18 protein-coding genes and 1 pseudogene are annotated in these 22,140 nt (G+C 57.9%); 1 reads left to right on the forward strand and 18 read right to left on the reverse strand.

The window, feature by feature from the left end; genetic code table 11:
* Positions 1–437 precede the first annotated feature (437 nt).
* From FQ185_RS24540 to FQ185_RS24580, 9 genes and pseudogenes are all read right to left on the reverse strand, one after another.
* Positions 438–1,629: pseudogene (locus FQ185_RS24540) on the reverse strand (IS4 family transposase).
* 124 nt (positions 1,630–1,753) lie between these two features.
* On the reverse strand, positions 1,754–2,761 hold the full coding sequence (gene rpoS, locus FQ185_RS24545; RefSeq protein ID WP_054047143.1) for an RNA polymerase sigma factor RpoS: 1,008 nt from the start codon (positions 2,759–2,761) through the stop codon (positions 1,754–1,756).
* A gap of 105 nt (positions 2,762–2,866) precedes the next feature.
* On the reverse strand, positions 2,867–3,724 hold the full coding sequence (locus FQ185_RS24550; RefSeq protein ID WP_149419680.1) for a peptidoglycan DD-metalloendopeptidase family protein: 858 nt from the start codon (positions 3,722–3,724) through the stop codon (positions 2,867–2,869).
* Positions 3,725–3,936: 212 nt separating this feature from the next.
* The gene (locus FQ185_RS24555) at positions 3,937–4,572 is read right to left on the reverse strand and encodes a protein-L-isoaspartate(D-aspartate) O-methyltransferase (RefSeq protein ID WP_178113594.1); all 636 of its coding nucleotides are present in this window, start codon (positions 4,570–4,572) and stop codon (positions 3,937–3,939) included.
* A 41-nt stretch (positions 4,573–4,613) separates the two neighbouring features.
* Positions 4,614–5,363 (reverse strand): 5'/3'-nucleotidase SurE, encoded by a 750-nt coding sequence (gene surE / locus FQ185_RS24560; protein WP_149419682.1) that lies wholly within the window; start codon positions 5,361–5,363, stop codon positions 4,614–4,616.
* A complete protein-coding gene (truD, locus tag FQ185_RS24565) occupies positions 5,351–6,409 on the reverse strand; it encodes a tRNA pseudouridine(13) synthase TruD (protein ID WP_149419683.1) in 1,059 nt (352 codons plus the stop codon). The genes surE and truD overlap by 13 nt, the downstream gene beginning before the upstream one ends.
* Positions 6,406–6,879, reverse strand: a complete 474-nt coding sequence (ispF, locus tag FQ185_RS24570; protein WP_010462780.1) for a 2-C-methyl-D-erythritol 2,4-cyclodiphosphate synthase — start codon at positions 6,877–6,879, stop codon at positions 6,406–6,408. Before ispF ends, truD begins: the two co-directional genes overlap by 4 nt.
* 43 nt (positions 6,880–6,922) lie before the next feature.
* Positions 6,923–7,768, reverse strand: a complete 846-nt coding sequence (gene fghA, locus FQ185_RS24575) for an S-formylglutathione hydrolase (protein WP_149419684.1) — start codon at positions 7,766–7,768, stop codon at positions 6,923–6,925.
* Positions 7,769–7,776: 8 nt separating this feature from the next.
* The gene (locus FQ185_RS24580) at positions 7,777–8,889 is read right to left on the reverse strand and encodes an S-(hydroxymethyl)glutathione dehydrogenase/class III alcohol dehydrogenase (protein WP_149419685.1); all 1,113 of its coding nucleotides are present in this window, start codon (positions 8,887–8,889) and stop codon (positions 7,777–7,779) included.
* A 107-nt stretch (positions 8,890–8,996) separates the two neighbouring features.
* Here FQ185_RS24580 and FQ185_RS24585 point away from each other — a divergent pair, with 107 nt between their 5' ends.
* The gene (locus FQ185_RS24585) at positions 8,997–9,893 is read left to right on the forward strand and encodes a LysR substrate-binding domain-containing protein (RefSeq protein WP_149419686.1); all 897 of its coding nucleotides are present in this window, start codon (positions 8,997–8,999) and stop codon (positions 9,891–9,893) included.
* Positions 9,894–10,003: 110 nt separating this feature from the next.
* Here the strand turns inward: FQ185_RS24585 and ispD are convergent, their stop codons facing one another.
* The 9 genes from ispD to rnhB all read right to left on the reverse strand — a co-directional run bounded on the left by ispD (position 10,004) and on the right by rnhB (position 22,137).
* Positions 10,004–10,711, reverse strand: a complete 708-nt coding sequence (gene ispD, locus FQ185_RS24590) for a 2-C-methyl-D-erythritol 4-phosphate cytidylyltransferase (protein ID WP_149419687.1) — start codon at positions 10,709–10,711, stop codon at positions 10,004–10,006.
* Positions 10,708–10,986, reverse strand: coding sequence for a cell division protein FtsB (ftsB, locus tag FQ185_RS24595; RefSeq protein ID WP_149419688.1), 279 nt, complete (start codon positions 10,984–10,986; stop codon positions 10,708–10,710). The genes ispD and ftsB overlap by 4 nt, the downstream gene beginning before the upstream one ends.
* 171 nt (positions 10,987–11,157) lie before the next feature.
* Positions 11,158–12,447, reverse strand: coding sequence for a phosphopyruvate hydratase (gene eno, locus FQ185_RS24600; protein WP_033059918.1), 1,290 nt, complete (start codon positions 12,445–12,447; stop codon positions 11,158–11,160).
* Between the two features lie 156 nt (positions 12,448–12,603).
* Positions 12,604–13,449, reverse strand: coding sequence for a 3-deoxy-8-phosphooctulonate synthase (kdsA, locus tag FQ185_RS24605; protein WP_046054578.1), 846 nt, complete (start codon positions 13,447–13,449; stop codon positions 12,604–12,606).
* 5 nt (positions 13,450–13,454) lie between these two features.
* On the reverse strand, positions 13,455–15,086 hold the full coding sequence (locus FQ185_RS24610; RefSeq protein ID WP_149419689.1) for a CTP synthase: 1,632 nt from the start codon (positions 15,084–15,086) through the stop codon (positions 13,455–13,457).
* 274 nt (positions 15,087–15,360) lie between these two features.
* On the reverse strand, positions 15,361–16,689 hold the full coding sequence (gene tilS / locus FQ185_RS24615; RefSeq protein ID WP_149419690.1) for a tRNA lysidine(34) synthetase TilS: 1,329 nt from the start codon (positions 16,687–16,689) through the stop codon (positions 15,361–15,363).
* A gap of 135 nt (positions 16,690–16,824) precedes the next feature.
* Positions 16,825–17,772 carry an acetyl-CoA carboxylase carboxyltransferase subunit alpha gene (locus tag FQ185_RS24620; RefSeq protein ID WP_149419691.1) on the reverse strand — a complete coding sequence of 316 codons (948 nt, stop codon included), beginning with the start codon at positions 17,770–17,772 and terminating at the stop codon, positions 16,825–16,827.
* A 140-nt stretch (positions 17,773–17,912) separates the two neighbouring features.
* On the reverse strand, positions 17,913–21,434 hold the full coding sequence (gene dnaE, locus FQ185_RS24625; RefSeq protein WP_149419692.1) for a DNA polymerase III subunit alpha: 3,522 nt from the start codon (positions 21,432–21,434) through the stop codon (positions 17,913–17,915).
* Between the two features lie 76 nt (positions 21,435–21,510).
* Positions 21,511–22,137, reverse strand: coding sequence for a ribonuclease HII (rnhB, locus tag FQ185_RS24630; RefSeq protein WP_149419725.1), 627 nt, complete (start codon positions 22,135–22,137; stop codon positions 21,511–21,513).
* Positions 22,138–22,140: the final 3 nt, after the last annotated feature.

The following is a 22,140-nucleotide window of genomic DNA, read 5'->3' on the forward strand; positions in this document are numbered from 1 at the left end:
TCGAAAAGGCCCTTTGTGGGCCTTTTTGTTTTTCTGCAGGCAAAAAAAGGGGCGGTTTGACCCGCCCACATTTTTCCTTATTCCCTGCGCTCCTTTTCATCGTCCTGATGAATCGCTTCCTGCGATGTCCTTTCCCCTCATCCTTGAAGGGCGTGTCTGTCCGTCGACACAATTCAAATACTAGAGAGTTCCGGGGCAAGAGCAATCGCGCTCCAGCGCCAACATGGTTTGTCACATGCCGTTAATCTAGAAAAATAACCTTATCAATCAACTAGATAAACGGTGTACGGCAAGAGCATGGACAACTGCCACACTGTAAAAATAACGAACACTTACGAAAGAGTAAGCAAAGACTTACAGCGCGAGACTAAAAACAGAGAGTGATTCCCACCCAATTTCCAGGCACTAAAAAGCCCCGAACCCAGTCGTAATGCTGTTCACTTAAGCGGAGCAGCCTTACGGTCCACTGGAAACCGGGTCTTTGAGATCTTCACCGTCCTTGGCCTCGAAGGCCTGGGGCGGTGATCCAGAAATAATCCTCCAATACCTGCCCTTAGCTCTGCCAATCGCCTCCCTGTCGCTGAAACCGGGTTAGCCGCTGCCATGACGATCAGTTGGACGGCGATGTACTGGCAGACCGGTTTGAAACGGATTTCCGATGGCGCTCGACCAAACGCCACCGCCGCCTGACTGGCTTCCCGACGAATTACGTTGTAAGCCAGCAAAAGTCCCCATACCTCCTGATAGACCAGATCGACTTTTTTGCTGCGCAAGGTCACTGCGTTCTGTTGCATCGAGCTCTTGATGTCCCTGAAGCCCAATTCGATCTCCCAGCGTTCCTGATAAAGCTTGGCAACGGCCTTGGTGTTGTAGGTGTTGGCCGGTAATGACGTCAGGACGGTCTTTAGCTTGCCTTGAACTTCATAGCTGACTTCGCGGGCCTCCCAATGGGTCGGAAGGCTGGGATTTCGTTTCCTGGCCTGTGGCGAGACTTTCATGCGCAACAGGCGATCATGCTCGTTGTAGCGGGCCACTTCCTCACAGGCCCTTCCTTTTTTGGCCGGGATCAACCAATGACGGTTGGTGCCGGCGTTGCTCAGGCTCGACAGCAGTTCAGCCCCCCAGAACCCCTTGTCGAATAACGTCACCGAGTGGTCGGGGATCTGCTGCAAAAACTCGTCGGCCAAGCGCATTTCACTGCGTCGGTAAGGGCTCAATTGAGCATCCAGGATCAAGTGCGAACGCACATTTCCAGGCGTCATCGGCATAGCGCTCCGCGCCCCATTGGGTGCCTGTCTTGCGGAACAACCACTCAACGGGATCAGCGCCAAGCCGCTTGCGAGCTTCGGTTACACCGCTACGGGCCAACAGGTGGTCGGAGGCCAGGCCTTGGGCGCAAATGTTCAAACGTCTGGCCACCTCGTGAACCGGCTCGTCACGAAACAGCGCCATGCCGAGCACCAGCCAAAGCACTTGATCAGCGGGCAGGCGACGCCGGCGAATGGTGGCCTGACTGGAAAGATCCAGCGCAGACGCTACCCACTCAATGGGAATATTTTGGGTAAAGGTGCTCAGGTCACAGAAGTTGAAAAGGTCGCCGAGGTCGAGCAGGTCCTGTTGAACAGACATAAAAAATCCGATACCAGAGGTCTGGAATCGGATTTTCGGATAAGCCCGGCTTTGACTCAAATGCTTAAATGAACAGCATTACGAACCCAGTCGGGGCTTTTTTGTTGCCTGCTTGCTGAATTACTTATTGAAACAGCGACTCGCTCGACAGGCCATTCTTCTCGAGAATCTCTCGAAGACGCTTCAGGCCTTCAACCTGAATCTGTCTGACCCGTTCCCGGGTCAGGCCAATTTCCAGGCCTACATCTTCCAGCGTGCTGCTCTCATGACCGCGCAGGCCGAAGCGGCGTATCACCACTTCACGTTGCTTGTCGGTCAGCTCCGAGAGCCATTGATCAATGCTCTGAGACAGGTCGTCATCCTGCAACAGTTCGCATGGATCGGTTGGGCGGTCATCGGTAAGGGTGTCCAGCAGGGTTTTATCCGAATCCGGACCCAGCGAGACGTCGACCGAAGAAACCCGCTCGTTCAGGCCGAGCATGCGCTTGACCTCCCCCACTGGCTTTTCCAGCAGGTTGGCGATTTCTTCGGGTGAGGGTTCGTGATCGAGTTTTTGCGTCAGCTCCCGTGCAGCCCGCAGGTACACGTTTAGCTCTTTGACCACATGGATCGGCAACCGGATGGTCCGGGTCTGATTCATGATCGCGCGCTCGATGGTCTGACGAATCCACCAGGTTGCGTAGGTCGAAAAGCGGAAGCCTCGTTCAGGGTCGAACTTTTCCACCGCCCGGATCAACCCCAGGTTGCCCTCTTCGATCAGGTCCAGCAGCGACAAGCCGCGATTGACATAACGCCGGGCGATTTTCACCACCAGTCGCAAGTTGCTTTCAATCATGCGTTTGCGCCCGGCCGGATCGCCACTTTGCGACAAGCGCGCAAAATGAACTTCTTCTTCCGGGGACAGCAGAGGGGAAAAGCCGATTTCATTGAGGTACAGCTGCGTGGCATCGAGTGCACGCGTGTAGTCAATGTACTTGTGTTGTTTTAGCGAAGCGGAGTGTTTGGATTTGGCACGAACGGAAGGTGGTGCAGCCCCTTCATCATTCGACATCGAATCCGTAGCGATGCCGGTCTCCATAAGGAGAACCTCATCGTCGATGTCAAACTCCGGCACTTCTTTACTGAGAGCCATTGTTATAGTCCTTTGGTGAGTTCGACCCCAAGCTCAAGCGGCGCCTTTATCCTTGGCAACGCTGGAGCCTGTCCCCTCTACGTGACGGAACAGGCTGGTAAGCGATCAACGACGTGGCAGGAATTGCAGCGGATCTACAGGCTTACCTTGTCGGCGAATCTCAAAATGCAGTTTCACCCGGTCTGTACCCGTTGACCCCATTTCGGCAATTGTCTGTCCGACCTTGACCTGCTGCCCCTCCCGAACCAAAAGCCTGCGGTTATGTCCGTAGGCACTGACGTAGGTGTCGCTGTGTTTGATGATGACTAATTCGCCGTAGCCCCTTAAGCCACTCCCGGCGTATACCACCGTCCCATCAGACGCAGCTAAAACAGGCTGTCCCAAATCTCCGGCGATATCAATTCCTTTATTCAAACTGCCGTTTGAAGAGAATTTCCCGATGAGAATGCCACTAGATGGCCATCCCCAGCCGGTCGGGGCCGGACCTGCCGCAGGCATCGGAGCGGGTGCAGGCTTGTTCGCGACGGACGGTGCAACCACCGCCGTACCCGTGGTCGCACCTGTTACCGGACGACGGAATACCGTGGTTTTACTCGACGACGAAGACGTTGAATTGGACGAACTCACCGTCGCCGGCGGCGTTGAACCGGTGCGACCGTCGAAGCGAATCGTCTGACCCGGATGGATCGTGTAAGGCGTAGGAATATTGTTCCGTGCCGCGAGGGCTTTGTAGTCCCAGCCGTAGCGAAAAGCGATGGAGAACAAGGTGTCTTTAGGCCGAACAACGTACTGACCCGTGGTCACTGCCGGACGCTGAGCGACGGCATTGTTGCGATCGACGACGCGCACGTCACTCGATTTGTTGCTGGAACAACCGACCAGCAAGGTGCTCAAGACAAGGCCAGTCACCAGACGCTGAAAGCTCGTTATACCCATTCGCTGCGCAATGACTGTGAGACTCACCCGCCGCTCCCTTTGTGGTGGCTGAAAATGTGGATTGCCGTGTTTCGGCACGAAATGTCGCAAGTATAACGGGCCGTGCAGCCTTTACCTTTAATGAAGCGAAATGGCTTCGCGCACACGTTTGCTGCCTGAAGATGAATCCCCGTTTAACTGATCGATGCCGCTGTAAGACAGGGGCAATCGATGAGAATTCAGCGCGCTGAAACAAATGCTCAGGCCAGTGGCCCATTGAGCAAAGGAACAAAGCGCACGGAGCCCAGAACACGCCTGGAAAAGCCCTGTTCTTCGCGGATGATCAACATCAATTGTTGAACCTCGCCGGCCCCCACCGGAATCACCAGCCGTCCTCCCGGCGCCAATTGATCGAGCAGCGCTTGAGGTACATCCGTCGCCACCGCAGTCACGATAATCCCGTTGTACGGTGCCAGTGCCGGCCAGCCCTCCCAGCCATCGCCCCAGCGGAATACCACGTTGCGCAGGTTCAACTCGACCAGGCGTTCCTTGGCCCGGTCCTGCAGAACCTTGATGCGTTCAACCGAAAACACCCGCTCGACCAGTTGCGACAGCACCGCCGTCTGGTAGCCCGAACCGGTGCCGATTTCCATCACCTTGTCCAGCGGACCGGCCTCCAGCAGCAACTCGCTCATGCGAGCCACCATATAAGGCTGGGAGATGGTCTGGTTATGCCCGATCGGCAGCGCAGTGTCTTCGTAAGCGCGATGGGCCAGTGCTTCGTCGACGAACAGGTGACGCGGTGTACGGCGAATGACTTCCAGCACCTTGGCGTTTGAAACGCCTTCTTCATACAGACGCTGAATAAGTCGTTCGCGGGTCCGCTGAGAGGTCATCCCGATGCCACGACGCAGAATATCGTCTTGTTCACGAGCCATTAGTGCAACCCCTCCAGCCAGCCATCGAGACTTCTGAAGGCATCATTAAAGGTGCGATCCAGTTGCAGTGGAGTGATTGAAACATAGCCCTGCATCACCGCATGGAAATCGGTGCCCGGACCACCGTCTTCGGCGTCCCCGGCCGCGGCGATCCAGTAACCGGATTTACCGCGCGGATCGACAACCTTCATCGGCGCCGCAGCGCGTGCGCGATGTCCGAGGCGGGTCAACTGAATACCGCGGATATGGTCCAGCGGCAAATTGGGAATGTTCACGTTCAGTACCGTGCGCGGTGGCAGCTCAAGGTCAGCATGGGCTTCTACCAGTTTGCGCGCAAAGTAGGCGGCCGTGGGAAGGTTCTCTACTTGCCGTGAGACCAACGAAAAGGCAAACGAAGGACGCGCCAGGAAACGACCTTCAAGGGCCGCTGCCACGGTGCCGGAATACAGCACATCGTCCCCCAGGTTGGCGCCCAGGTTGATGCCGGAAACCACCATGTCCGGCTCGCGTTCCAGCAAGCCGTTGAGGCCCAGGTGCACGCAATCGGTCGGTGTGCCATTGAGGCTGATAAAGCCGTTGGCCAGAGTTTGCGGGTGCAACGGACGATCGAGCGTCAGCGAACTGCTGGCGCCGCTTTTGTCCTGGTCCGGGGCGATAACCACGCATTCGGTGTAATCCGCCAGCGCAGCATAAAGCGCGGCGAGACCGGGTGCGGTTACCCCATCGTCGTTAGAAATCAGAATACGCATGGGCTGTCCGTCTGCCCCACCGGCACCAGATCGACGAGTTCGCGCACCAATACAGTGGCGAAGCATCCGGCCGGGAGGACGAATTCCAGTTGCAGAATGTCAGGCTCGGGATAATGCCACGTCAACCCACCAATGGGCAGCCGCAGGATGCGACGTTCGTGGCTCATACCGGCGTTAATCAACCAGTCGCGCAAGTCTGATTCGCGAGCGGCGATTTCCTGCTCCAGTACATGGACAGCGCCAGTCGCCGGCGAGTCACCTTCGCCCCACTGCGGACCGGTCGGGTGCAAGTCGAGAATAGCCAGACGCGGGTCGCTGCACTCGGCTTCACCTGCCGGAAAAAAGCTGCGGCTATCGGTGAAGGCCAGCAAATCGCCGACCTGAGCTCGCTGCCAGGTGCCATCGGCGACACGCGCCGCCAACACCTGATTGAACAGAAAACTGCGCGCCGTAGAGAGCAGACGCGAACGCACGTTGCGCTGCTCCGGCAGCGCTTTACGCGCGGCCCAGGCACGGGCATCGACCACGTTACCGCCGTCAAACCCAAAACGCTGGGCGCCGAAATAATTGGGAATACCTTGCTTGGCGATCAATTGCAGACGCTCTTCGATCGCCACTTTATCGCCAGCAAATTGCGTCAGTCGCAAAGTGAAGCCATTGGCCGAGTGGGCACCGCGTTGCAGCTTGCGTTTATGCCGACCTGTCTTGAGAATTTTCAGCGTGTCGTTTTCGGCCGCGGACAAATCAGGATCAGCCTTGCCCGGCAGCTGCACGCTGAACCACTGGCGAGTCAGTGCCTGACGGTCCTTGAGGCCCGCGTAACTGACGGTACGCAATGGTACGCCCGCAGCCTTGGCGATCCGCCGTGCCGCTTCCTCCGTATTCAAACCGCGCTTTTCCACCCAGATCCACAGGTGCTCGCCATCGCCACTTAGAGGGATATTGAGAACTTCATCGACCTGGAAATCTTCCGCTGTCGCTTTCAGTATCGCGGTGCCGAGGGCTTCACCATAGGCTCGCGGGCCAAGCAGTTGCGCTTCGTTCATGCGCGCAGCAACAAGGCAACGGAATGCACGGCAATACCTTCTTCGCGACCGACAAAGCCGAGCTTTTCGGTGGTGGTAGCTTTCACGTTCACTTGATCCAACTCAACTTGAAGATCCGCGGCAATCAGCGCGCGCATCGATTCGATATGCGGGGCCATTTTCGGCGCCTGAGCGACGATGGTGTTATCGACGTTGCCGACTTTCCAGCCCTTGGCGTGGATCAGTGCGACGACGTGACGCAACAGCACGCGGCTGTCGGCGCCCTTGAAAGTTGGGTCGGTATCCGGGAAGTGCTTGCCGATATCACCCAGTGCGGCAGCACCGAGCAAGGCATCGCTCAAGGCGTGCAGCAGGACGTCACCGTCGGAATGAGCGAGCAGCCCGAAGCCGTGTGCAATGCGCACGCCGCCCAGAGTAATGAAATCGCCTTCAGCGAAACGGTGCACATCATAGCCGTGGCCAATACGCATAAAAAAACGCCCCGATTTTTGTCAGGGCGTGATTCTACCTGCATTAGACGCCTAGGGCGCGTCCGTGATGTTGCAAGTGGTCGCCGATGAAGCTGGCTATGAAGAAATAGCTGTGGTCGTAGCCCGGTTGCAAGCGCAACGTCAGCGGATGAACCGCCAGTTTGGCCGCCTGTTGCAAGGCTTCAGGCTTGAGCTGAGTGGCCAGGAAATCATCGCGATCACCTTGATCGACCAGCAGCGGCAGCTTCTCGCTTGCCTCGGCGATCAACGCGCAGGCATCCCATTCGCGCCACTTCGAACGGTCTTCACCCAGGTAACGGGAGAACGCCTTCTGACCCCACGGGCAATCCATCGGATTGTTGATGGGCGAGAATGCTGACACCGACTGATAACGCCCCGGATTGCGCAACGCACAGACCAGCGCACCATGGCCGCCCATGGAGTGACCGCTGATGCCGCGTTTGTCCGATGCGGGGAAATGAGCCTCAACCAATGCCGGCAATTCCTGCACCACATAGTCATGCATCCGATAGTGACGCGACCAAGGTTCCTGCGTGGCATTCAGATAAAACCCGGCACCGAGGCCGATGTCCCAGGCGCCATCCGGATCACCCGGCACATCGGGTCCGCGAGGACTGGTGTCCGGTGCAACGATGATCAGTCCCAGTTCGGCGGCCAAACGCATGGCGCCGGCCTTTTGCATGAAATTTTCGTCGGTGCAGGTCAGGCCGGACAGCCAATACAGCACCGGCAACTTACCGCCCTGCTCCGCTTGCGGCGGCAGGTACACGGCAAACACCATGTCGCAGCCGAGCACGTCGGAGCGATGCCGGTAGCGTTTGTGCCAGCCGCCGAAGCTTTTCTGGCAGGAGATATTTTCCAGGCTCATGACCGACCTCAGAAATGGATGACGGAACGGATGCTCTTGCCTTCGTGCATCAGGTCGAACGCCTGGTTGATATCTTCCAGGCCCATGGTGTGGGTGATGAAAGTATCCAGCGGGATTTCGCCGGTTTCAGCCATCTCGACATAGCTTGGCAACTCGGTACGGCCACGCACGCCGCCGAACGCCGAACCGCGCCAGACGCGACCGGTGACCAACTGGAATGGGCGGGTGGAGATTTCCTGACCTGCGCCAGCAACGCCGATGATCACCGATTCACCCCAACCCTTGTGGCAGCACTCAAGTGCGGCGCGCATCAATTGGACATTGCCGATACATTCGAAGGAAAAGTCGACGCCGCCATCGGTCATGTCGACGATGACTTCCTGGATCGGACGATCGAAATCTTTCGGGTTCACACAATCGGTTGCACCCAACTGCTTGGCGATTTCGAATTTGGCCGGGTTGATGTCGATGGCGATGATCCGCCCAGCCTTGGCTTTGACGGCGCCGATTATCGCCGACAGACCGATGCCGCCGAGACCGAAAATGGCGACGGTATCACCTGGTTTTACCTTGGCGGTATTAAGAACTGCACCGATGCCGGTGGTGACACCGCAGCCCAGCAGGCAGACTTTTTCCAGTGGCGCTTCTTTTGGAATTTTGGCGACGGAGATTTCCGGCAGCACGGTGTACTCGGAGAACGTCGAGGTGCCCATGTAGTGGAAAATCGGCTGGCCCTTGTAGGAAAAGCGCGAAGTGCCGTCAGGCATCAGGCCTTTACCCTGAGTCGCGCGAATCGCCTGACACAGGTTGGTTTTACCCGACAGACAGAATTTGCACTGGCGGCATTCCGGGGTGTACAGCGGGATCACATGATCGCCGACTGCGACGGAGGTCACACCCTCACCAATCGCCTCAACCACCGCGCCACCTTCGTGACCGAGGATCGACGGGAAGATCCCCTCCGGGTCCGCGCCCGACAGGGTGTAGGCGTCGGTATGGCAGACACCGGAGGCAACCACACGCAGCAAAACTTCACCGGCCTTGGGCATGGCGACATCGACTTCAACGATTTCGAGGGGTTTCTTGGCCTCGAAGGCAACGGCGGCGCGCGACTTGATCATGTGGATTCTCCAGTGAATAAAAACGAGACAGGGAGTGTAATACACCGCCTGACGGTGAATAATCCGGACAAAAGCAAAACATTATTGCCATACAGGGATAATCCTTGATGTCCGAAAACCGCTGGGAAGGTATCGACGAGTTCGTCGCCGTGGCCGAGTGCAGTCAGTTCACGGCTGCCGCAGAACGCCTCGGGGTTTCGTCCTCCCACATCAGTCGACAAATAGTACGCCTCGAAGAGCGCCTTCAGACGCGACTGCTTTATCGCAGCACCCGCCGGGTCACGCTGACCGAGGCAGGGCAAACCTTTCTGCAACATTGCCAGCGCCTACAGGATGGTCGCGAAGAAGCACTGCGAGCGGTGGGGGACCTGACTAGCGAACCCAAAGGCATGCTGCGCATGACCTGCGCCGTGGCGTACGGCGAACGATTCATCGTGCCGCTGGTGACCCGCTTCATGGGGCTTTACCCGCAACTTCGAATCGATATTGAACTGAGCAATCGTCAACTCGACCTCGTGCACGAAGGGCTGGACCTGGCGATTCGCCTCGGTCGCCTCCAGGACTCACGACTGGTGGCAACGCGATTGGCACCTCGACGCATGTACCTGTGCGCGTCGCCGTCCTACCTGGAACGGTATGGTCGCCCACACAGTTTGTCGGAACTGAGCCGTCATAACTGTCTCATCGGCAGTTCGGATATCTGGAAACTGGAACAGAACGGGCGGGAATTTTCCCAGCGGGTGCAGGGAAACTGGCGCTGTAACAGTGGGCAAGCGGTATTGGATGCGGCGCTGCAAGGGGTCGGGCTGTGTCAGTTGCCGGACTATTACGTGCTGGAGCATTTGAAAAACGGCGAATTGATTTCGCTACTGGACGCGCATCAACCGCCGAACACAGCCGTATGGGCGCTTTACCCACAGCAGCGGCATTTGTCGCCCAAGGTGCGCAAGTTGGTGGATTATTTGAAGGAAGGGTTGGCTGAGCGGTCGGAGTATCGAAGTTAACTTAAGCGTTAGCTGGGCCGCTGAAAAGGTGTGCAACACAAAACAAATGTGGGAGCAAGCTTGCTCCGGGCGGCGTTCCGACGATAGCGATTGAACAGTCAACGAGCAACTCAGCGGCGGTTGGACCAGCGCTGCTGCAACCATTCGAGGTCTTCGGGGCGAGTGACTTTCACATTATCCGCTCGTCCTTCAATCAGTCGCGGCGCCAGACCCGCCCATTCCATGGCCGAAGCTTCATCGGTGATGACCGCATCGGCCACCAGACTGTCGGCCAACGCCCGATGCAATGCACCAAGGCGAAACATCTGCGGCGTGTAAGCCTGCCAGATCACACTGCGATCCACGGTTTCGACAACACGGCCCTGCTTGTCGACCCGTTTGAGGGTATCGCGTGCCGGAACCGCCAACAGTCCGCCAACCGGATCGTCAGCCAGTTCACTCAGCAACTTATCCAGATCATCGCCACTCAGGTTCGGCCGCGCGGCATCGTGAACCAACACCCAATCCTCATCGTCAGCGCCCTGCGCATGCAAATGCAGCAGCGCATTGAGCACCGACCCGGAACGCTCGTCGTCGCCGTCAACGCGCTGAATACGCCAATCGCCAGCACACGCCAGGTTTGGCCAATAAGGATCATCAACAGCAAGACAGACCACCAACCCCTTCAGGGAAGGATGATCAAGGAAACAGCCGAGGCTGTGTTCGAGAATAGTGCGCCCGCCCAGTTGCAAGTATTGCTTGGGACGGTCCGCGGCCATACGGGCACCGACGCCCGCGGCAGGAACTACAGCCCAGAAGGCCGGTAACGAGGGATTCATTGAGCCAACTGGTAAAGGGTTTCACCGTCCTTGACCATGCCCAACTCATGGCGAGCCCGCTCTTCAACGGTCTCCATGCCCTTTTTCAACTCACTGACTTCAGCGTCCATGACCCGATTGCGTTCCAGCAAACCTTCATTCTCCGCGTGCTGATCTGCGATCTGCTGAGTCAGTTCGGCCACTTGCGCCAGACTGCCATCACCCACCCACAGGCGGTATTGCAAGCCAGCCAGCAGCAAGAGCAAGACGAGGAACAACCAATTGGGACTGCGCATCGAATATCAGGTATCCAGTGAAAAAAGACAGCCATGCCAAACTTTGAAGCTTCTGATAGCACGAAGCCTGGAAGACCCAGGCTTGTGCTGATAAGGCATCAGATTAGTGGCAAATCCATCGCTGTAGCGATTTTTCCGACACAATCCGGTGTCTTTTTTATCACGTACTACTTAACCGCGGAACTCGCTGCGACCGTTGTACTTGGCTTTGCCATTCAACTGCTCTTCGATACGCAGCAGTTGGTTGTACTTGGAAACGCGATCGGAGCGGCACAGGGAGCCGGTCTTGATCTGGCCAGCCGAGGTGCCCACAGCCAGGTCGGCAATGGTCGAATCTTCGGTTTCGCCGGAGCGGTGCGAGATGACGGCAGTGTAACCAGCAGCCTTGGCCATCTGGATGGCTTCCAGGGTTTCGGTCAGGGTGCCGATCTGGTTGAACTTGATCAGGATCGAGTTGGCGATCTTTTTATCGATGCCTTCTTTCAGGATCTTGGTGTTGGTTACGAACAGGTCGTCGCCTACCAGTTGGACTTTCTCGCCGATCTTGTCGGTGAGGATTTTCCAGCCAGCCCAGTCGGACTCGTCCAGGCCATCTTCGATCGAGATGATCGGGTAACGCTCGGTCAGACCTTTGAGGTAATCAGCGAAACCTTCAGCGGTGAACACCTGACCTTCGCCGGACAGGTTGTATTTACCGTCTTCGTAGAACTCGCTCGCCGCGCAGTCCAGCGCCAGGGTCACGTCGGTGCCCAGCTTGTAACCGGCATTGGCCACGGCTTCGGAGATCACTTTCAAAGCGTCTTCGTTGGAGGCCAGGTTCGGTGCGAAACCACCTTCGTCACCAACAGCAGTGCTCAGGCCACGGGCCTTCAGAACAGCTTTCAGGTGATGGAAAATCTCGGTGCCCATGCGCAGACCTTCCGAGAAAGACTTGGCGCCAACCGGCTGAACCATGAATTCTTGGATGTCGACGTTGTTATCGGCGTGCTCGCCACCGTTGATGATGTTCATCATCGGAACCGGCATCGAGTAAACACCCGGGGTGCCGTTCAGGTTGGCGATGTGAGCGTACAACGGCAGGTCCTGGTCCTGTGCTGCTGCCTTGGCTGCTGCCAGGGAAACGGCGAGGATCGCGTTAGCGCCCAGGGAACCTTTGTTTTCAGTACCGTCGAGCTTGATCATCGCGTGATCGAGCGCTTTCTGGTCGCTTGGGTCTGCACCTTTCAACAAGTCGCGGATCGGACCGTTGATATTGGCTACGGCTTTGAGTACGCCCTTGCCCAGGTAACGGCTCTTGTCGCCATCACGCAGCTCGAGCGCTTCACGCGAGCCAGTGGAAGCACCGGACGGCGCGCAAGCACTACCGATGATGCCGTTATCGAGAAGCACGTCCGCTTCCACGGTGGGGTTGCCACGGGAGTCGAGAACTTCACGACCTTTGATGTCGACGATTTTTGCCATTGTTGTAAACACTCCAAAGTTGACGAAAACGACGCAGCTAGAGGAAATCTTTTACCGTCGGCAAGTGATGTGCAGCAGGCAGACTTGCGGGCGATAAGGCTCAGGCCCGAGGGCCTGAGCATTAATTCGTGCGGTACTTTACCGGAGAAATGAGATTTACGCGGTCTCTACCGTCGGAAAACTCTTCACCAGTTCGTCCAAAGCTTTGAGCTGGGCCAGGAATGGCTCCAGTTTGTCGAGACGCAAGGCGCAAGGGCCGTCGCATTTGGCATTGTCCGGGTCCGGGTGCGCTTCGAGGAACAGCCCCGCCAAAGACTGGCTCATGCCGGCCTTGGCCAGGTCGGTGACCTGGGCGCGGCGACCGCCGGCGGAATCGGAGCGACCACCAGGCATTTGCAGCGCGTGAGTCACGTCGAAGAACACCGGATATTCGAACTGCTTCATGATGCCGAAGCCGAGCATGTCGACGACCAGGTTGTTGTAGCCGAAGCTCGAACCACGTTCGCAGAGGATCAACTGATCGTTACCCGCTTCCACGCACTTGCTCAGGATGTGTTTCATTTCCTGAGGGGCGAGGAACTGGGCTTTCTTGATGTTGATCACCGCGCCGGTCTTGGCCATCGCGACCACAAGGTCGGTCTGGCGCGACAGGAAGGCTGGCAGCTGAATGATGTCGCAGACCTCAGCGACGACCGCGGCCTGATCAGGCTCGTGGACGTCGGTGATGATCGGCACGCCGAAAGCTTGCTTGATGTCCTGGAAAATCCGCATGCCCTCTTCCAGGCCGGGGCCACGGTAAGAGGTCACGGAGGAACGGTTGGCCTTGTCGAAGCTGGCCTTGAACACGTAAGGGATACCGAGTTTCTCGGTAACCTTTACGTATTCTTCGCAGACCTGCATCGCCATGTCGCGGCTTTCCAGCACGTTCATGCCACCGAACAGCACCATTGGCTTGTCGTTGGCAATCTCGATATCGCCTACGCGGATGATCTTCTGCGCCATCAGATTTATGCCTTTTTCTGGTGTTGAATCAAAGCTGCTTTAACGAAACCGCTGAACAACGGGTGACCGTCACGTGGCGTCGAAGTGAACTCAGGGTGGAACTGGCAAGCGACGAACCATGGATGATCCGGGGCTTCAACCACTTCAACCAGCGCGCCATCACCGGAACGACCGGAGATTTTCAGACCGGCTTCCATGATTTGCGGCAGGAGGTTGTTGTTCACTTCGTAGCGATGACGGTGACGTTCGACGATCACGTCCTTGGCGTAGCAATCGTGCACCAGGGAACCTGGCTCAAGCAGACAATCCTGAGCGCCGAGGCGCATGGTGCCGCCCAGGTCGGACGTTTCGGTGCGGGTTTCGACGGCACCGGTGGCATCTTCCCATTCGGTGATCAAGCCCACGACCGGATGACCGCTGGCACGATCGAACTCGGTGGAGTTGGCGTCTTTCCAGCCCATCACATTACGGGCGAACTCGATGACCGCCACTTGCATGCCCAGGCAGATACCCAGGTACGGAACCTTGTTTTCGCGAGCGAATTGAACGGCAGTGATCTTGCCTTCCACGCCGCGCAGACCGAAGCCGCCCGGTACGAGGATCGCGTCAACACCTTCGAGCAACGCGGTGCCCTGATTTTCGATGTCTTCGGAATCGATGTAGCGCAGGTTGACCTTGGTGCGGTTGCTGATGCCGGCGTGACTCATCGCTTCGATCAGCGACTTGTAGGCGTCCAGCAGCTCCATGTACTTGCCGACCATGGCGATGGTGACTTCGTGCTCAGGGTTGAGCTTGGCGTCGACCACGGCTTCCCACTCGGACAGATCGGCGCCGCCACATTGCAGGCCGAAACGCTCGACAACGAAATCATCCAGGCCCTGGGCGTGCAGAATGCCCGGGATCCTGTAGATGGTGTCGGCGTCTTCCAGCGCGATCACCGCACGTTCTTCAACGTTGGTAAATTGCGCGATCTTGCGACGCGAAGAGATGTCGATCGGGTGATCGGAACGGCAGACCAGCACGTCTGGTTGCAGGCCGATGGAACGCAGTTCCTTGACCGAGTGCTGGGTAGGCTTGGTTTTGGTTTCGCCGGCAGTGGCGATGTACGGCACCAGAGTGAGGTGCATCAGCATCGCGCGCTTGGCACCGACTTCGAAACGCAATTGACGAATGGCTTCGAGGAACGGCTGGGACTCGATGTCACCCACGGTGCCACCGATCTCGACCATGGCCACGTCAGCATCGCCGGCGCCCTTGATGATGCGGCGCTTGATTTCGTCGGTGATGTGCGGGATCACCTGGATGGTGGCGCCCAGGTAATCACCACGGCGCTCTTTGCGCAGCACGTGTTCGTAGACACGGCCGGTGGTGAAGTTGTTGTTCTGGGTCATGGTCGTGCGGATGAACCGCTCGTAGTGGCCCAGGTCCAGGTCGGTCTCGGCGCCGTCGTGGGTGACGAACACTTCACCGTGCTGGAACGGGCTCATGGTGCCCGGGTCGACGTTGATGTACGGGTCCAGCTTCAGCATGGTGACCTTAAGTCCCCGCGCCTCCAGGATCGCCGCCAATGAAGCCGATGCAATGCCTTTCCCCAATGAAGAAACAACACCGCCCGTGACGAATATGTAGCGCGTCATGAAAAACCCTAGAAGTCTGCGTTAAAGCGGTCCGAGCCGCCGGGGAGAGCGAAGGAAGGCCGAAGCCCCCGATCACCTGCATTAATCACAGTGCACCTTTCAAAAAAACCGCCGCGTTGGGACAGACCGGAAGATGAAATACCGGTACGTTGCTCGCTACACATTTTTTGGAATCGCCCAGCAAAGACTGCTTGGTAATCGGCAACTCCTGCAATTCAGGCGAATCCACAGAAGTTGTATCAAGAAGGGAGCGTAGTCTACCGGAAAGCCCCTTTCAGCTCAAACCTTGATCTTCGTGTGGTGGCTGCCAATGCAAATTCCAGTCACCCATCGCGCACCCATTCAACCCCGGCAGGTTCGCTACCGCCAGCAATTGCTCGCCCCGGAAGAGCAGCGGCAATCTGCCACGGGAGAACGGCGGCAAACCGTTCTCGTTAAGCAAACGCTTCAGATCGCGATGACCGCGACCGGGAAGATTCATCACCTCACCTCCTTCACGATAGCGGATATGCAGCGGGCCATCGGGGATTTGCCCGGCGAGCGTGAGCACCCCGTTGTCCGGTAACACCAGCGCCAGCGAGGGATCCGGCCATTTTTCAGGCGCAGGCGCAGTGCGCATCCAGCTGCCGGACAACCACCAGATACGCCCACCTGCCCGATGCAGTTCGCCATCCGCCAGCCGCCAGATCGGACAGGCATCGCCCGTGGCATCGCGCAAATCTTCCCAACCCGACCAATGGTCACTGTCCGGAAGTCGTGTCAGCGGTTCGAGCCAATGGCTCAATGCATTGCGCTGGCGAGCAGCGGAAAGCGTTTCCAGTACCGCCAGTTCCAGGGACGGTAATCCCAGCCAATCGAAATCACTGACTGTGCTGGCGCTGGCCAGATCGATTTGCGCCAGTTCATCGAGCAGTTCCTGCGCTTCGCTCAGATGCGTGGCACTTCGGGCCATCGTCGCCATCGCTTGCGGCCAGCGCTCGATCAACACAGGGAACACCTGATGACGCAGATAATTGCGCGAGAACTGTCGGTCCTGGTTCGAAGGGTCTTCGATCCATTTCAGTTGATGCTCGGCCGCATAGGCTTCAAGTTCAACCCGCGTGACATCGAGCAATGGCCGCAGTAAATTCCCTTCGCCCAGCGGCCGTCGGCGTGGCATTCCCGACAACCCCCTCACCCCTGCCCCACGCATCAGCCGGAACATCAGGGTTTCTGCCTGATCGTCGCGGTGCTGGGCCGTCAGCAATACTTCATTGGGCTGAATGGCTTCAACGAACGCGCCATACCGTGCATCCCGGGCCGCACGCTCAAGGCTGGCGCCGGGTTGAACCTGGACGCAAACCACCTGTAGCGGCACACCCAAAGCATCACAGACCGACTGACAATGAGCCGGCCACGCATCAGCCACAGCCTGAAGGCCGTGATGGACATGGATGGCGCTTAGCGCCGGCAGGGATTCGATTTTTGCGAGGTGTGCAAGAAGGTGCAGCAGGACGGTGGAGTCGAGGCCGCCGGAGAAGGCGATGCGCCAGGCTGGCGCGTTGCGCCACGGAGCAAGATTCAGCAGGAGTTTGGCAGACAGATCAATCTTCGAAGAATTCATAGGTCGGTCGCCTCACCTAGACCCAATGTGGGTGCGAGCCTGCTTGCGAAGGCTGCTTAACATTCAACACATTTGTTGGCTGTTATACCGCTTTCGCGAGCAGGCTCGCTCCCACATGGGTAAAACGAGATCAGATCAGAGACCGTAGCTCATCAGACGCTCATAACGACGAGCCAGCAGCGCCTCGTTATCGAACTTCTTCAACATCGCCAGTTGCGAACTCAGCTCCGCACGGATCGAGGCAGCCGCAGCGGCCGGATTGCGGTGCGCGCCACCCAAAGGCTCGCCGATCACTTTATCCACGATGCCCAGGCCTTTCAGGCGCTCGGCCGTGATACCCATGGCTTCAGCGGCATCCGGTGCTTTCTCGGCGGTTTTCCACAGGATCGAGGCGCAACCTTCCGGCGAAATCACAGCATAAGTCGAGTACTGCAGCATGTTCAGCTGATCGCAGACGCCGATCGCCAGCGCACCACCGGAACCACCCTCACCGATGACGGTGGCGATGATCGGGGTTTTCAGGCGGGCCATGACGCGCAGGTTCCAGGCAATCGCTTCGCTCTGGTTGCGCTCTTCAGCGTCGATGCCAGGGTAAGCGCCCGGGGTGTCGATGAAGGTCAGGATCGGCATTTTGAAGCGCTCGGCCATTTCCATCAGGCGGCAAGCCTTGCGGTAGCCTTCCGGACGCGGCATGCCGAAGTTGCGACGAACCTTCTCGCGCACTTCGCGGCCTTTCTGGTGACCAATGATCATCACCGGCTCATCGTCCAGACGGGCAATACCACCGACGATTGCGGCGTCGTCGGAGAAGTGACGGTCGCCGTGCAGTTCGTCGAACTCGGTGAAGATGTGTTCGATGTAGTCCAAGGTGTACGGACGACGCGGGTGACGCGCCAGACGCGCGATCTGCCAGCTGGTCAGCTTGCCGAAGATGTCTTCGGTCAGCGTGCTGCTTTTGTCCTGCAGGCGGGAGATCTCATCGCCGATATTCAGCGAATTGTCGTTACCGACCAAGCGCAACTCTTCGATCTTGGCTTGCAGGTCGGCGATCGGCTGTTCGAAATCTAGAAAATTCGGGTTCATAGGCGTCCGTCTTGGGTCGACGTCCAAGAGAGCTTGGGCCGGCCGGTTGTCTATTCGCGCCCTACCTTAAGGGAGAGGCGCGTTCAGGTCGAGATTAAAAATTCAGGTCGAGATCAGGGCCTTTGAATGCCACCTGACCGTCAACGGTATTGGAGGAAGACGTTGTCTCGCCCGAACTGGTCACGCAGGGCTTGAATCAACGTATCCGCCGGATCTATTCGCCAGGTCTCGCCGAACTGCAGCAAGGCCTTCGCATCGGGACTCGTGTACTCCATGGTGATCGGGCACGCGCCGCGGTGACGCTTGAACAGCTCACCGAGCCAGCGTAGCTGATCACCTTTCAGATCCTGGGTGTGCAGCTTCAGGCGCAGGCTTTCAGCCAGGTTGGTGCGCGCATCTTCCATGCTCATCACGCGCTTGACCCGCAGTCGCAAGCCACCAGAGAAGTCATCGTTGCTGACTTCACCTTCGACCACCACCATCGCGTCGGTCTGCAACAGCGACTGCGCCGAATGGAACGCCTCGGCGAACAGCGATGCTTCGATCCGGCCCGAGCGGTCGTCGAGGGTGATGAACCCCATCTTGTCGCCCTTTTTGTTCTTCATCACCCGCAACGCGATGATCATGCCCGCGACGGTCTGCGTATCCCGCGCCGGTTTCAGGTCGATGATGCGTTGACGGGCGAAACGGCGGATCTCACCTTCGTACTCGTCGATTGGGTGACCGGTCAGGTACAGGCCCAAGGTATCTTTCTCACCCTTCAGGCGTTCCTTGAGGGTCAGCTCCTTGGCCTTACGGTGATTGACGTAGACATCGGCATCTTCTTCGACGAACAAGCCGCCAAACAGATCGACATGTCCGCTGTCGTGAGTACGCGCGGTTTGTTCGGCCGCCTTGATCGCCCCTTCCATGGCGTTCAGCAAGACCGCGCGGTTGCGGTCGATATTGGCCTGATAGGCTTTCTGCTCGTCATGGAAGTAAGGACCCAGACGATCCAGCGCACCGCTGCGGATCAAACCATCCAGGGTGCGCTTGTTGATCCGTTTGAGGTCGACACGGGCGCAGAAATCGAACAGATCCTTGAACGGTCCCGCCTGACGGGCCTCGGTGATGGCTTCCACCGGACCTTCGCCCACACCTTTGATCGCGCCGAGGCCGTAAATAATCCGGCCTTCGTCATTCACCGTGAACTTGAACTCCGAAGTATTCACATCCGGCGCGTCGAGACGCAGCTTCATGGTGCGAATTTCTTCGATCAAGGTCACGACCTTGTCGGTGTTGTGCATATCCGCCGAGAGTACCGCGGCCATGAACGGTGCCGGGTAGTGGGTTTTCAGCCATGCCGTCTGGTATGACACCAACCCGTAAGCGGCGGAGTGGGATTTGTTGAAGCCGTAACCGGCGAATTTTTCCACCAGGTCGAAAATGTTACCGGCCAGGTCGGCGTCGATATTGTTGGTCTTGCAACCTTCAATGAAACCGCCGCGCTGCTTGGCCATTTCTTCGGGCTTTTTCTTACCCATGGCTCGACGCAGCATGTCCGCGCCGCCGAGGGTGTAACCGGCCATGACCTGGGCAATCTGCATCACCTGTTCCTGATACAGGATGATGCCGTAAGTCGGTGCCAAAACCGGTTTGAGGCCTTCGTACTGGTAGTCCGAGTGCGGGTACGCGAGTTCGGCGCGACCGTGCTTACGGTTGATAAAGTCGTCCACCATGCCCGATTGCAAAGGCCCTGGACGGAACAGGGCCACCAATGCGATCAAGTCTTCCAGGCAGTCGGGCTTGAGCTTTTTGATCAGCTCTTTCATGCCGCGCGACTCAAGCTGGAACACCGCGGTGGTTTCTGCTTTTTGCAGCAACTGGTAAGTCGGCTTGTCATCCAGCGGGATGAACGCAATGTCCAGTGGCGGCTCATCAACCTTGGCGCGATCGCGGTTGATGGTTTTCAGCGCCCAGTCGATAACGGTCAGGGTCCGCAGACCGAGGAAGTCGAACTTCACCAGGCCGGCAGCCTCAACGTCGTCCTTGTCGAACTGGGTTACCAGGCCATCACCGGCTTCGTCGCAATAGATCGGCGAGAAGTCAGTCAGCTTGGTCGGCGCGATAACCACACCACCGGCGTGCTTGCCGACGTTACGCACAACGCCTTCAAGCTTGCGGGCCATTTCCCAGATTTCTGCGGCTTCTTCATCGACCTTGATGAAGTCACGCAGGATCTCTTCCTGTTCGTAGGCCTTTTCCAGGGTCATTCCGACTTCGAAGGGAATCATCTTCGACAGACGATCCGCCAGTCCGTAGGACTTGCCCTGCACCCGCGCCACGTCACGGACCACCGCTTTGGCGGCCATGGAACCGAACGTGATGATCTGGCTTACTGCATTGCGGCCGTATTTCTCGGCCACATACTCGATAACGCGGTCACGACCGTCCATGCAGAAGTCGACGTCGAAGTCGGGCATGGAGACCCGTTCCGGGTTAAGGAAACGTTCGAACAGCAGGTCATATTCCAGCGGATCAAGGTCGGTGATCTTCTGCACATAGGCCACCAGCGACCCGGCACCCGATCCACGGCCCGGGCCGACTGGCACGCCGTTGCTCTTGGCCCACTGGATAAAGTCCATAACGATCAGGAAGTAACCGGGGAAGCCCATCTGGATGATGATATCCAGCTCGAAATTCAGCCGGTCGACGTAGACCTGACGCTTGGCTTCGTAGTCTTCAGTGGTGTCCTTGGGCAACAGAACGGTGAGACGGTCCTCCAGACCATCGAAGGAAACCTTGCGGAAGTATTCATCGATGGTCATGCCATCGGGAATCGGGAAGTTGGGCAGGAAGTGCTTGCCGAGCTTCACATCAATGTTGCAGCGCTTGGCGATCTCGACGGTGTTTTCCAGCGCCTCGGGCAGGTCGCTGAACAGTTCGGCCATTTCCTCGGCGCTTTTGAGGTATTGCTGATCGCTGTAATTCTTCGAACGCCGCGGATCGTCGAGGGCGCGGCCCTCACCGATGCAGACGCGGGTTTCGTGGGCTGCAAAATCTTCCTGCTTGATGAAGCGCACGTCGTTGGTCGCTACCAGCGGGGCGCCGATCTTCGCGGCCAGGGCCACGGCGCCGTGCAGTTGCTCTTCGTCATTCGGGCGGTTGGTGCGCTGGATTTCCAGATAGAAACGATCCGGGAACACGGTCATCCATTCGCGAGCCAAGGTCTCGGCTTCGGCCGGGTTACCACTGAGCATGGCCAGGCCAATCTCACCGTCTTTAGCCGCCGACAGCATGATCAGGCCTTCGCTGGCTTCGGCCACCCACTCGCGCTCGATGATGATCGAGCCATTGCGCTGGCCGTCGATGAAGCCGCGGGAAATCAGTTCGGTAAGGTTGCGATAACCCACGGCGTTCATTGCCAACAGGCTGATCCGGCTCAGGGCATTATCCGGATCCTTGTTGGACAGCCACAGATCAGCACCGCAGATTGGCTTGATACCCGCGCCCATGGCGGCTTTATAGAATTTGACCAGCGAGCACATGTTGTTCTGATCGGTGACCGCTACGGCAGGCATGTTCATGCCGACCAGGGTCTTGACCAGCGGTTTGATCCGCACCAGACCGTCGACCAGGGAATATTCAGTGTGCAGGCGTAGATGAACGAATGAAGCCGGCATAGTGATCCTGCGTTATGTCATGAAAACAACAAGGCCCGGATTGTACCGGGCCTTGGCAAAAACATCAGCCTTGCGACTAACTCTCGATCAGGTTTTCCCGCGCCTCGTAGGCCAGGCGTACCGGGGCGAACGAGCGGCGGTGAATCGGCGTCGGCCCCAAGCGGGCCAGCGCTTCCAGATGAACGGGCGTCGGGTAGCCTTTGTGGCCACCGATCCCGTAACCCGGGTAAATCAATTCGAATGCGGCCATTTCACGATCGCGACTGACCTTGGCCAGAATCGACGCTGCAGCAATGGCCGGCACCTTGCCGTCGCCCTGTACTACGGCTTCAGCGCGCATGGACAGTTTTGGGCAGCGGTTGCCGTCGATCATCGCCAGTTTCGGCTGAATGTGCAGACCCTCGATGGCGCGCTGCATGGCCAGCATGGTGGCATGCAGAATGTTCAGCTCATCGATTTCTTCGACTTCGGCCCGGGCAATGCTCCAGCTCAGGGCTTTTTCGCAGATTTCGTCATAGAGCTTTTCGCGGCGGGCTTCGGTGAGCTTCTTCGAGTCGTTCAGGCCGAGTATCGGACGACGTGGATCGAGGATCACAGCAGCTGTTACCACGGCGCCGCAGAGCGGGCCGCGACCGACTTCGTCAACGCCGGCAACCAACTCTTCTACTTCAGCGACCAAGGTGAAATCCAGCCCCATTTGCATGCT

This window comes from Pseudomonas sp. ANT_H12B (genome assembly GCF_008369325.1).
Classification (GTDB): Bacteria; Pseudomonadota; Gammaproteobacteria; order Pseudomonadales; family Pseudomonadaceae; genus Aquipseudomonas.

Excerpts from the sequence above, each read along its gene's own strand:
- FQ185_RS24580 (WP_149419685.1), bottom strand. The coding sequence starts at position 8,889 with ATGATCAAGTCGCGCGCCGCCGTTGCCTTCGAGGCCAAGAAACCCCTC.
- tilS (WP_149419690.1), bottom strand. The coding sequence starts at position 16,689 with ATGAATTCTTCGAAGATTGATCTGTCTGCCAAACTCCTGCTGAATCTT.
- FQ185_RS24620 (WP_149419691.1), bottom strand. The coding sequence starts at position 17,772 with ATGAACCCGAATTTTCTAGATTTCGAACAGCCGATCGCCGACCTGCAA.
- FQ185_RS24555 (WP_178113594.1), bottom strand. The coding sequence starts at position 4,572 with ATGACCTCTCAGCGGACCCGCGAACGACTTATTCAGCGTCTGTATGAA.
- ispD (WP_149419687.1), bottom strand. The coding sequence starts at position 10,711 with ATGAATCCCTCGTTACCGGCCTTCTGGGCTGTAGTTCCTGCCGCGGGC.
- kdsA (WP_046054578.1), bottom strand. The coding sequence starts at position 13,449 with ATGGCGCAGAAGATCATCCGCGTAGGCGATATCGAGATTGCCAACGAC.
- FQ185_RS24610 (WP_149419689.1), bottom strand. The coding sequence starts at position 15,086 with ATGACGCGCTACATATTCGTCACGGGCGGTGTTGTTTCTTCATTGGGG.
- ftsB (WP_149419688.1), bottom strand. The coding sequence starts at position 10,986 with ATGCGCAGTCCCAATTGGTTGTTCCTCGTCTTGCTCTTGCTGCTGGCT.
- surE (WP_149419682.1), bottom strand. The coding sequence starts at position 5,363 with ATGCGTATTCTGATTTCTAACGACGATGGGGTAACCGCACCCGGTCTC.
- rpoS (WP_054047143.1), bottom strand. The coding sequence starts at position 2,761 with ATGGCTCTCAGTAAAGAAGTGCCGGAGTTTGACATCGACGATGAGGTT.
- FQ185_RS24585 (WP_149419686.1), top strand. The coding sequence starts at position 8,997 with ATGTCCGAAAACCGCTGGGAAGGTATCGACGAGTTCGTCGCCGTGGCC.
- ispF (WP_010462780.1), bottom strand. The coding sequence starts at position 6,879 with ATGCGTATTGGCCACGGCTATGATGTGCACCGTTTCGCTGAAGGCGAT.
- truD (WP_149419683.1), bottom strand. The coding sequence starts at position 6,409 with ATGAACGAAGCGCAACTGCTTGGCCCGCGAGCCTATGGTGAAGCCCTC.
- fghA (WP_149419684.1), bottom strand. The coding sequence starts at position 7,768 with ATGAGCCTGGAAAATATCTCCTGCCAGAAAAGCTTCGGCGGCTGGCAC.
- dnaE (WP_149419692.1), bottom strand. The coding sequence starts at position 21,434 with ATGCCGGCTTCATTCGTTCATCTACGCCTGCACACTGAATATTCCCTG.
- rnhB (WP_149419725.1), bottom strand. The coding sequence starts at position 22,137 with ATGCAAATGGGGCTGGATTTCACCTTGGTCGCTGAAGTAGAAGAGTTG.
- eno (WP_033059918.1), bottom strand. The coding sequence starts at position 12,447 with ATGGCAAAAATCGTCGACATCAAAGGTCGTGAAGTTCTCGACTCCCGT.